This is a genomic window from Microbacterium sp., from assembly GCF_047607225.1.
Taxonomy (GTDB): domain Bacteria; phylum Actinomycetota; class Actinomycetes; order Actinomycetales; family Microbacteriaceae; genus Microbacterium.
Window position 1 is genome coordinate 1 of the sequence record NZ_JASGDO010000056.1, and the last position, 11,145, is coordinate 11,145.

Genomic DNA, 11,145 nt, shown 5'->3' on the forward strand with positions numbered 1-11,145 from the left:
CACGGGGCGCGGACCGCGTGCGCGGCGAGCTGGTGGTGCCCGCGCCGCGCCGCTGGTGGCCGGCGGGCCTCGGCGAACCCTGGCTCTACGACCTCGACGTCGTGTTGCGCACCGGTGCGACCGACCTCGACCACCGTCGCCAGGCGATCGGCTTCCGCGACCTGGTGGTCGAGCAGATCGACGACGAAGAGGGTCGCAGCTTCGGGATCACGGTCAACGGCGTCACCCTCTTCGTCCGCGGGTTCAACTGGATTCCCGACGACACCTCGATCTCGGCCGTCACCGCCGACGACTACCGACGCCGGGTCGCCGATGCCCGCGAGCTCGGAGCCAACCTGCTGCGCGTGTGGGGCGGAGGCGTGTTCGAGAGCGACGAGTTCTACCGCGCGTGCGATGAGGCGGGCCTGCTCGTGTGGCAGGACTTCCTCTTCGCGTGCGCGGCGTACCCCGAGGAGGCGCCGTTCACCGAGGAGGTGGAGGCGGAGGCGCGCGACAACGTCAGCCGCCTCATGCATCACCCGAGTCTCGCGATCTGGAACGGCAACAACGAGAACCTGTGGTTCTGGTTCCTGCACGACTGGGAGGACAAGCTGGGCGGCGCGTCCTGGGGCGAGGGGTTCTACTTCGATGTGCTCCCTCGCGTCGTGGCCGACCTCGACCCCGGCCGGACCTATCTCGTGGGGAGCCCGTCGTCGGGCGACCGGTGGCACGCGCCCAACGACCCGTCGCGCGGTGTGATCCACTGGTGGATCCCCGACGACTACCGCGCGTACGACGAGGTGAAGCCGCGGTTCGTGTCGGAGTTCGGCTTCCAGGGGCCACCCGCCCGGGCCACGTTCGACGCGGCCGTGCACGACGCGGAACCGGCGCCGTTCAGCCCCGGCGTGATCCAGCGGCAGAAGGCCGAGGGAGGCACCGAGCGCATCAATACGGTGCTCGACCAGCACTTCGGCGTGCCGAGTGACTTCGACCAGTGGTACTGGCTGGCGCAGCTGAACCAGGCCCGCGCCGTCCGATACGGGGTGGAGAGGTTCCGCACGCTGGAGCCGTATTGCCGGGGAACGATCGTCTGGCAGCTGAACGACTGCTGGCCGGCTCTGTCGTGGTCGGTCATTGACGTCGCCGACCGGTGGAAGCCCACCGCCTTCGCGGTGCGCGAGGCGTACCGGGACCGGATCGTCGTCACCCGCCACGAAGAGGGCCTGCCCGCGGTGTTCGCCTGCAACAGCACCTCGGTAGCGTGGGACGCGACGGTGCGGGTGCAACGGTGGCAGCACGGGCAGGTGAGCGTGGACGAGACGATCCGCGTCGCGGTCCCGCCCCACACCGCCCTCCGCGTAGTCTCGACCGCCGTGCGGGGGCCTCTCGCCGCCGACGAGGCGCTGATCGCGACCGTCGCCCTTGACGGCGAGCGCCCCTCCCGGAGCACGCTCCTCGGCACGATCGATCGCGACTTCCCCGACGACGAGCCGGTGTTCTCCGTCTCGATCCGCACGGGTGCAGCGGGCGTCGAGGTGACGGTGCACGCCGAGAGCCTCCTCCGCGACCTGGCTCTCCTCGCCGAGGACATCGACCCCGACTCCCGCGTCGACGTGAACCTGCTCACACTGCTGCCGGGGGAGTCGCAGACGTGGTCGGTCCGCACCGCCGAGCCGGGCCGGTTCGACGAGAAGGCCGTGCGGCGGGTGCTCCGCTGGGCGCGGGCGGCGAGTGACACCGACCCCGACTTCCGGAGCCTCGCGATGCTGGAGGCCGAGAAGGCCGCACGGGCGGTGGACGCACCGTCGTGACCGTTCCCTTGCTCCGCGCGCACGACGGCCCACCGGACGCGCCCGCCTCGGCTCCGGCGGCGGGGCTGTTCGGCGCGCGGTGCGTGCGGTACGTGGTGCCCGTGGGATCGGATCGCGCGCGAGTGCCGCTGACGACGCCGGAGCTAGCGAGCGTGCTCGGACTCGCGGGTCTCCTCGGGCGACGGGTCGGTGACGACGATGAGCTCACCTGGGCGCTTCACCCCGCCTTCGACGCCGACGCCGATGGCGTCCGCGACGGGTACCGCTCCGCCGCCGTCGCGCTCGACGTCGTGGCCGACGACGGGCGGCGGCTGCTCGAGCTCGTCGCCGCGGAGGCCGACGGCTGCGGCGCGCGTCCCGGCGACCGGCCCGACATCGACATCGCGGATCAGTGGAACCTCCGCCGCGTGTCCCTCGCCCCGCTCGCGGGCGCGACGATCGCGCAGATCGAGGCCGTGTTCGACGTGCCCCCGCCGCAGGGGGCGGTGGGCACCGTCGCGGGGTGGATCGACGGCGTCTCCGTGGCGGCCGCACGGCGCCCCGGATCGGCGCCGTCTCCGAGCGATCGGGTGCCGACGACACGCGGCGCGCATTCCTCCCCTCAGCGCTCGCGAGGACTCACCTCTCCGCTGACGGGAACCCCGCACGGCGGCATCCACGTCGCCCCCGCCACCGACCTCTCCAACGGCCACTGGACCTACACGTGGAACGCGCACGGGCCCGGCCCACGCCCCCTGCTCGCCGGCATGCTGATCACTCGCTCTCCGAGCATCTGGATCGGCGATCGCGGGGCTCTCGGCGTGCGGATCGGTCTCACGCCGGACCCGGAGCAGGGCGTCGCTGCCGAAGAGTTCGACCATGACGACGAACAGGCCCGCCCCCATCGATACGACGTCCGCACCCGATCCGGCATCCGCATCTCAGCCGCCGCCACCGACCACGCTGCCGTCATCGAGACCGCGCTCCCCCGTGCGGGCCGTGTCGTCTTCACCTCGCTCGGGGTGCCCCTGTCGCACGCAGCCCTCCTCTCGTTCGGCGCGGGCGACGCGGAACTGGAGCTCGCCTCCACCGTGCCCAGTCCGCACGAGTCCGATCCGCTCGCGGGATACGCCTCGGTGCGGCTCGCGGGCGGCGACCTGCGCACCGTCATCTCGGACGGTCGCGTGATCGTCGACGTCGAGCCCGGCAACGGACCGCTCCGGATCGAGATCGGCACCTCGCAGATCTCGACCGCCCACGCGCGTGACGCTCGCGCCGCCGTGGCCGGCCGCTCCGTCGAGGAGGTCTCCGAGGCCGCGCGAGCGCTGTGGGACGCGCGGCTCTCGATCGTCGAGGCGATCGACGCGGACGACGAGTCCCGCGTGCTCCTCGCGTCGGATCTGTACCGGCTGTTCCTCTTTCCCACGCGACACGACGAAGACACCGTCGACGGCCCGGTGTATCCCAGCCCCACCCGCCGTTCGTTCCCGGACCGCCCAGATCGGAGCGGCCGGGATCTCCGCCGCGGCCGGATCTTCACCGACAACGGCTTCTGGGACACCTATCGGACGTGCTGGCCGGCCTATGCGCTCCTCGCTCCGGCCCACGCGGGTGACCTGCTCAACGGGATGCTGGAGCACGTCCGTGATTCCGGCTGGTCGCCGCGGTGGACCGCCGGCACGCCACTCGACGCGATGGTGGGGACGAGTCTCGACGTCATCGCCGCCGATCTCGTCTCCGCCGGTGTCCCGGGCATCGACGTGGAGACCGCCTACGCGGCCGCGCTGCGCAACGCGACCACGCCGTCCCCGGATCCGCGTTTCGGGCGCAAGGGCATGCCGTCTTCCCTCGTCCGGGGATATGTCGAGGCGGAGGTGCCCGAGTCGGTCTCGTGGACGCTCGAGGGCGCGATCGCCGACGCCGGCGCCGCCGTGCTGGCGCGCGAAGCGGCGCGGCGCGAGCCCGACGAGAGCCCCCGACGGGCCGACCTCCGCGCCGAGGCACGCTACCTCGCGTACCGCGCCGGCGCCTACCGTTCGTTGTGGGACGCCGACACGGCGTTCTTCCGTCCGCGTTCGGCCACGGGAGCCTGGGCGGACGAGCCGTTCGATCCCCGCGTCTGGGGCGGGGCGCACACCGAGACCAACGCCTGGACCTCCCGGTTCGGAGCGCCCCATGACGGCGCGGGGCTCGCCGACCTCTTCGGCGGACGCGAGGGCCTGCGCGAAGCCCTCGACGACTACTTCGGCCTGCCGGAGACGGGGCGCGCGGAGTTCGCGGGATCGTACGGGACGGTGATCCACGAGATGAGCGAGGCGAGGGACGTCCGCCGGGGCATGTGGGGGCTCTCCAACCAGCCCGCGCACCACGTTCCGTGGCTCTATGCGCACACCGACACCCCGTGGCGGGCCGGTGAGATCGTCCGCGACGCCGTCGACCGCCTCTTCCGCGGCGTGCGCATCGGTCAGGGCTACCCCGGCGACGAGGACAACGGCGAGATGTCCGCCTGGCGCCTGTTCGGAGTGCTGGGGTGGGCGCCGTTCGCTCCCGGCTCGGGGCGGCTCCTGATCCTGCCTCCCCGGCACGAGCGCATGCTGCTCCGACCCACGGGCGCGGCTCCTGTGGAGATCCGCACGACCAGGACAGCTGCCCAGGACCGCTACATCCGCTCCGTCCGCTGGAACGGGCAGGAGTGGACGAGCCCCACGATCGGCATCGACCGCCTGCGCGACGGCGGGCTCTGGGAGGTGGAGCTGGGCCCGGCTCCGGTGGCCTGGCACGAGCCGATCCCCTCCCGCCCGTTCTTCGCGCCCGACGATGTGACGGAGACCTCGATGCGCGACGTGACGGTGTCGGATCCCGGCCGGGTGCCGCTGACCCGCGGCACCGAGCTCGACATCGCTGTCGAGCGGATCGGCGAGGTGCCCGATCCGCCGCTCCTCGTCGTATCGATCGCCGAGCCCGGGGCGCACTCGTTCGAGGTGACGCCCGTCGGTTCCTCGTCGCCGAGCACGACGGTTCGCGGTGCCCGCTGGCGGTGGAGCGGCCAGGCGCGGCCTTTCGAGGTCGTCGTCCCGCCCGGAACCCGCGGGCTCCGCCTCCGCTGGGCGTCGGCCCCCGCGACGCTGACCGCCGCCCGCCTCCTCGTCCCCACTTCCTGACCTTCCCCACTCCCTCCCTCCTCCCTTCCATCCCTGCCCGCGCCCAGTCGCTCAAGTGGCGCATATCGCGCCCTCCAGGCTCCTGAGCCCGCAGATTGCACCACCTGAGCGCGCAGGATGCGCCACCTGAGGGCGCCAGGAAGGGGAAGGGTCGGAAGGGGAAGGCGGGTCAGGGCGCGAGGACGTGCTGTACGGCGCCCAGGAGACGGGCCCAGCGCGGGTCGGTACCGGGATCGGGGAAGAGCATCCGCTGGCCGACGAACGAGAAGCCGAGACGGTGCCGAGCAGACGCGAACGACAAGCGGCCTCCCATGCCCGCGTGGCCGAACGAACCTGCCCCCAGCATCGCGCAGGCGGGGTGGGCGAGCTCGAACCCCCACCCCCAGATCGTCGTCGGAACCGCACCCGGTCCGCAGACGGGTTCGGGGATCCCACCGAGATGGTCGGCAGACACCTCGGCGACGGTCGCGTCGGTGAGCAGGCGCACACCGCCGGTCTCCGCGACGCACGCGCCGTAGACCGTCGCGATCGCCCGGGCGTGGGCGACCAGCCCCCCACCGCCCACCTGGGCGCGGAGGAACTCGGGGCCGTTCATCGGCTCACTGCCCTGCCCACCGGCACCGCGGACGAACAGAGGCATGATCTGGAGGTTGGCGCGATACGCGGCGCGGCAAGCGCGGGCCGCGTCGGAGTCGCCTTCCATTCCGGGTTCGGCGGGAAACTCGACCGGCCCCATGAGCGCGGGGAGGTAACGAGCCTCGGCGTCTCCGGGGAGGCCGAACCACAGCGACGCGTCGAGGGGGTCGGCGAGCCGGCGTCGCACGAGGGTCTGGATGTCCTCGCCCGTGATCCGCCGGAGGATCTCACCCACGAGGGTGCCGTAGCTCAGCACGTGGTACACCCGCGCGCTCCGCGGCGGGTACGAGGGTGCCGACGCCGCGAGCCGATCGGCGAGGGCCTGCGGATCGCGCAGGTCATCGATGTCGTCGAGGGGAAGGATGGGGAGCCCCGCGGTGTGGGTCAGGACGTCTCCGACCGTGATGGCCCCCTTGCCCTCGGCCGCAAACTCCGGCCAGTACCGCGCGACGGGCGCTCCGGGGTCCAGTCTCCCCGCCTCGATCTCGGTGGCCGCGAGGAGGGCCAGGACTCCCTTGGCGGTGGAGAACGTGAGGGTCACGCTGTCGCGCTCCCAGGCCCTTCCGCTCAGGGGATCGGTTCCGCCCCACAGGTCGACGACGAGTTCACCCTCGTGCACGATCGCCAGCGACGCCCCCGCGTCGTCCTCTCGAACGACGGCCTCGAAGGCGTCACGCAGAGGCGTCCAGCGAGGTGCGGTGTGGCCGTCGATCACTCCGCGAGTCTATCGGCAAAGCGCTTTGGCACGCCATCCGGTCGCTATTGTCGATAGGGCCCGCGACGCCCGCGGTGCAGCTGGAGGATGGATCGGGGTGAACATGCCACCCAAGCCCGTGCGCTTGAGCGACGTCGCTCGCGCGGCCGGGGTCTCGGTCCCCACCGCCTCGCAGGTCATGAACGGAACGGGTCGGGTGGCGGACGAGACGCGCCGTCGCGTGCTGCGCATCGCCCGCGAGCTCGACTACCGCCCCAACGCCCTGGCCCGCAGTGTCGCACTCGGCCGCAGCCGGACGATCGGAGTCCTCGCCGAGAACGCCGCCGGAGCCTTCTGCATGCCGGTGCTGATCGGGATCAACCGCGCGCTCAGCTCCCGCGATCTCGCCAGCATCCTCTACGACGCCCGCCATGATCCCGCGCTTCGGCACGAGCACGTGCGACACATGCTCGACCGGCAGGTCGACGGGATCATCGTCATCGGCGAGGGCTCAGACGTCGTCATCGCGGAGCTCGGCGAGGAGTTCCACGGACCGGTCGTGCACGCTTTCGGCCCCGCCGACCCGCCGCACGCCGTGAGCGTCCGGCCAGACGAATCGGCGGGCGGCGAGCTCGCCGCCCGGCGCCTCATCGAACTCGGTCGTCAGCGCATCGCCCACGTCACGGCAGACCCGGCGCTGGCTTCGGTCACCGCCCGGCGGGAGGGCTTCGAGCGCGCTCTCGACGACGCAGGCCAGCGACCAGCCCTCGTCCTGAACGGCGACTTCACGCGCGCGTGGGGGCAGCGCGCAGCCGACGAGCTGCTGGCGCAGGGGCCCGACGTCGACGCGGTCTTCGCCGCGAACGACGCGATCGCCATCGGGCTGTCCGCCGCCCTGACGGCCCGGGGCGTGCGGATCCCGGAGGATGTCGCCGTGATCGGCTACGACAACGTCGCGGGGTACGGCGATGACATCGACCCCTACTTGAGCTCGATCGATCCGCGACTGGAACGCGTCGGCGAGCGGGCCGCTCTCGTGCTCATGGCCGCCCTGTCCGACGAGTCGGCCGAGAGCAGTCCCGTCTCCCCCGTGCTGGTCGAGGGCGCCTCCACCCTCGGCGGAGGCGACGCCACCCGCCGTCGCTTGGTCGAGGCACTCCTGCGCAGTTCGACCGCTCCGGCCGTGGGCGCCCCGAGCCCGCCCCGCCGCTGAGCGGGGATCCCGTCGCCGTCGGCGTCCTCCGCCTCCTCCTCCGCGATGCGGCGATAGCGCCAATTCCGGGTCACGAGGATCACCGACGCGAGGAGCGACGCGAGCAGCGACGCGATCATGATGGCGATCTTGGCGTCATCGTTGTGGATGCTCCCGATCCCGAAGCTGAGCTCAGCGATCAGGAGCGAGACGGTGAAGCCGATTCCCGCCAGGATGCCGACGCCGATGAGGTCGACCCAGCGGAGCGAGGGGTCCAGTCGTGCGCGTGTGAAGGCGGTGACCAGCCGCGTCGTGAGGACGATCCCCAGCGGCTTTCCGAGCACGAGTCCCGCAACGACCCCGATCGTCACGGGGTCGGTCACGGCCCGGACGATGCCGTCGAGTCCGCCGACGGCGACGCCAGCGGCGAAGAACGCGAAGACCGGCACGGCGATCCCCGCCGACAGCGGACGGAATCGGTGCTCGAACTCCTCTGCCAGGCCTCCGTCGCCGCCGAGGGGCTGCTGTCCGCGACGCGGCCTGACCGGAACCGTGAACGCGAGGACGACGCCGGCGATCGTGGCGTGGACTCCCGAGGCGTGCATGAAGGCCCACGCCGTGAACCCGATCGGGAGGAGGATGAGCCACGCGCCGAACGGACGCAGGTGGAAGAAGCGCTGATACCGCTGGGCGAAGAACGCGAACACGCCCACGGCCACAGCCGCGAGCGCGAGGGCCACCAGGTCGATGTCCGAGGTGTAGAAGACGGCGATGATGGCGATCGCGAGGAGGTCGTCGACCACGGCGAGGGTGAGCAGGAAGATGCGGAGAGCGCTGGGCAGGTGCGAGCCGATGATCGCGAGCACGGCGACCGCGAACGCGATGTCGGTCGCCGTCGGGATGGCCCATCCCACACGCAACGACGGCTGCTGCCACGCGATGCCGGTGTAGATCAGGGCCGGTACGAGCACTCCCCCGACCGCAGCGGCGATGGGGACGATGGCGGTCCGGATGTCGCGCAGGTCGCCGACGACGATCTCGCGCTTGAGCTCCAGTCCGACGAGGAAGAAGAAGATCGCGAGCAGGCCGTCGGCCGCCCACGCCCCCAGCGACAAGTCGAGGTGCCACGGCGCGTAGCCCACACTGAGGTCGCGAAGCGCGAAGTACGAATCGGCCCAGGGAGAGTTGGCCCAGACGATCGCGGTGACGGCGGCGACGACGAGCAGCATCCCCCCGACCGCCTCCTTGCGCAGGAGCATCGAGACGCGACGCGCCTCGAAGAACGATCCGCGGCGCGGGAAGGTGGCAGAGGAAGAAGGCGGCGTCATGGGGCTCCGGTCACGGTGTGGTCGACGAGGACAACGTCGACCAGACTTCCCGACACGCCTCCCCCAGTCTACCGGCCCCGGCCACCCGGGCGCGGGCTGCTCAGGCGGGGAGGAAGTACTCCCGGGCCAGGGGAGCCACCTCGAGCGCGTCCGCCTCGTCGCGGCTCACCCACCGGATCTCCTCGATCTCGGCCGCGGCGAGCGGGGTCTGGTCGCCGATGACGACGCGGAAGACATGGGCCACGACGAGATGCCCGGGCTCGTTCGCCGCGGGTGCCGTGAACTCGCCGAGCGGATCGAGATCGCGCTCCGCGAGCCGGAGGCCGAGTTCCTCATCGAGCTCCCGCACGAGCGTCTGCGCCGGCGTCTCTCCCGGCTCGGGCTTGCCACCCGGCTGCATGAAGGCGGTCGTCCCCGCCTTGCGGACCAGCAGCAGGCGGCCGGTCCCATCGACGATCACGGCGGCGGAGACATGGATGCGGTGTGGTTCGGGGGCGGAGGTCACCCGTCGCACGCTAACAGCACCCGGCCGATCCGGGGCCGCGGACGGCCGACGTAGAATCGTGTGTGCCCGAGATCCCCGCCGACGCCCCGCCACCGAGCGGCATCGACCCCACCGACCTCGAGACGACCCTGCGGGTGCTGCGCGAGCTGGCCGAGATCGACCAGTCCCACCCCGACTTCGTGACGGTGCGACGAGCGACCGCCGCGATGTTCAAGGCCGCCAAGAAGGCACGGCGGCGCGAGATCCGCGACGCCGTCGCCGAGGCCGACCGCGCCGTGGTCGCCGCCACCGCCACCGGCGCTCCCGACCGGATCGACGACGAGACCCGCGGCATCCCGATCAGCACCTCGACCACCGCGCCGACCGCCGGAACTCTGCGCAAGGCCCGGGCCTGCTACATCTGCAAGCAGCCGTACACCGTCGTCGACGCGTTCTACCACCAGCTCTGCCCGGACTGCGCCGCGTTCAGCCACCAGAAGCGCGACGCCCGCACCGACCTCACCGGCAAGCGCGCACTCCTCACCGGCGGGCGCGCCAAGATCGGCATGTACATCGCGCTGCGACTCCTGCGCGACGGCGCGCACACCACGATCACCACCCGGTTCCCCCGCGACGCGGTGCGCCGCTTCTCCCGCCTTCCCGACTCGGGCGAGTGGCTGCACCGCCTGAAGGTCGTCGGCATCGATCTGCGCGATCCGGCTCAAGTGATCGGTCTCGCCGACGACGTCGCCGCGGCCGGGTCCCTCGACATCCTCATCAACAACGCGACCCAGACCGTGCGGAGGTCGCCGGGGGCGTACCAGCCGCTCGTCGACGCGGAGCTGGCACCCCTGCCGCAAGGTCCGCTCCCGGAGCTCGTGACCTTCGGTCACACCAACGATCGGCACCCCCAGGCGCTGGAACGCTCCGTCTCGGCGCACCCCATCCTGGCCGCGGCCGCCACGCAGGCCGACGCCCTCACCGCGCAGGCCGATGTGATCACGAACGAAGCGATGGCAGCCGGCTCCAGCTCGCTCGACCGCCTCGCGGCGGGCACCGCGATCGATGCCGGAGGGCTCCTGCCCGACCTCGACCACATCAACTCCTGGACCCAGCGCGTCGAGGAGGTCGATCCGCTGGAGATGCTCGAAGTGCAGCTCGCGAACACGACCGCCCCCTTCCTCCTCATCTCCAAGCTGCGCGCCTCGCTCGCCGCGAGTCCCGCCCGTCGCACGTACATCGTCAACGTCAGCGCGATGGAGGGCGTGTTCAACCGCGGATACAAGGGCCCGGGGCACCCTCACACGAACATGGCCAAGGCTGCGGTGAACATGCTCACCCGCACGAGCGCGCGGGAGATGTTCGAGTCTGACGGGATCCTCATGACGAGCGTCGACACCGGCTGGATCACCGACGAGCGTCCGCATCCCACCAAAGTGCGGCTGGCGGAGGAGGGCTTCCACGCCCCCCTCGACCTCGTCGACGGCGCCGCGCGCGTGTACGACCCCATCGTGCGGGGGGAAGCGGGCGAGGACCTCTTCGGAGTCTTCCTGAAGGACTACCGGCCGGGGGCGTGGTGACCGACGCGGCGGAGCCGCGGCGGGTCGCGCGGATCCGTATCCCGGAGCCCGGTCGCCGCGTCGTCGTGCGCTACCTCCTCCCGAGCGGACAGGCCACCGACGCACTCGGCGAGCTCGTGAGCGCGGACGCCCACACGGTCGTCGTCGACGGGAAGCGGGGGATCGAGCGCATCGCGGTCACCGACATCGTCGCCGCCAAACCCGTTCCTCCGCCCCCGCCCCCGCGGAACCCCCGCGGCTGAGCCCGGGCCAGCTCCCCCGCCCCGACCGCGCCTCCCCTCCCGCCCCGGCCCCGCCTCCC

The 11,145-nt window shown here is 72.0% G+C and carries 7 protein-coding genes and 1 pseudogene; 5 read left to right on the plus strand and 3 right to left on the minus strand.

Features of this window, described 5'->3' with window-relative positions; all coding sequences use genetic code 11:
* Window positions 1-1,790: glycoside hydrolase family 2 protein (locus tag QM591_RS11210; RefSeq protein ID WP_415132486.1), on the plus strand; the 1,790-nt coding region annotated here is incomplete at its 5' end.
* Window positions 1,787-4,930 carry a GH92 family glycosyl hydrolase gene (locus QM591_RS11215; protein ID WP_415132487.1) on the plus strand — a complete coding sequence of 1,048 codons (3,144 nt, stop codon included), beginning with the start codon at window positions 1,787-1,789 and terminating at the stop codon, window positions 4,928-4,930. The genes QM591_RS11210 and QM591_RS11215, both read left to right, overlap by 4 nt.
* 169 nt (window positions 4,931-5,099) lie before the next feature.
* On the opposite strand, the gene QM591_RS11220 is transcribed toward QM591_RS11215, so the two are convergent.
* Window positions 5,100-6,281 (minus strand): serine hydrolase domain-containing protein, encoded by a 1,182-nt coding sequence (locus tag QM591_RS11220; protein ID WP_415132488.1) that lies wholly within the window; start codon window positions 6,279-6,281, stop codon window positions 5,100-5,102.
* Window positions 6,282-6,384: 103 nt separating this feature from the next.
* Between QM591_RS11220 and QM591_RS11225 the strand changes: the two are divergent.
* Window positions 6,385-7,314 (plus strand): annotated as a pseudogene (locus QM591_RS11225) (LacI family DNA-binding transcriptional regulator); the annotation flags it as partial.
* Here QM591_RS11225 and nhaA read toward each other — a convergent pair.
* Both nhaA and QM591_RS11235 read right to left on the minus strand, forming a co-directional pair.
* Window positions 7,242-8,780, minus strand: coding sequence for a Na+/H+ antiporter NhaA (nhaA, locus tag QM591_RS11230; protein WP_415132489.1), 1,539 nt, complete (start codon window positions 8,778-8,780; stop codon window positions 7,242-7,244). The pseudogene QM591_RS11225 and the gene nhaA overlap by 73 nt on opposite strands.
* 100 nt (window positions 8,781-8,880) lie before the next feature.
* On the minus strand, window positions 8,881-9,285 hold the full coding sequence (locus tag QM591_RS11235; protein ID WP_415132490.1) for an NUDIX hydrolase: 405 nt from the start codon (window positions 9,283-9,285) through the stop codon (window positions 8,881-8,883).
* A 62-nt stretch (window positions 9,286-9,347) separates the two neighbouring features.
* Between QM591_RS11235 and QM591_RS11240 the strand changes: the two genes are divergently transcribed.
* Both QM591_RS11240 and QM591_RS11245 read left to right on the plus strand, forming a co-directional pair.
* Window positions 9,348-10,844, plus strand: coding sequence for an SDR family NAD(P)-dependent oxidoreductase (locus tag QM591_RS11240; RefSeq protein ID WP_415132491.1), 1,497 nt, complete (start codon window positions 9,348-9,350; stop codon window positions 10,842-10,844).
* Entirely contained in the window at window positions 10,838-11,086 is a 249-nt protein-coding gene (locus tag QM591_RS11245) for a hypothetical protein (RefSeq protein ID WP_415132492.1), read from the plus strand. The genes QM591_RS11240 and QM591_RS11245 overlap by 7 nt, the downstream gene beginning before the upstream one ends.
* Window positions 11,087-11,145 lie beyond the last annotated feature (59 nt).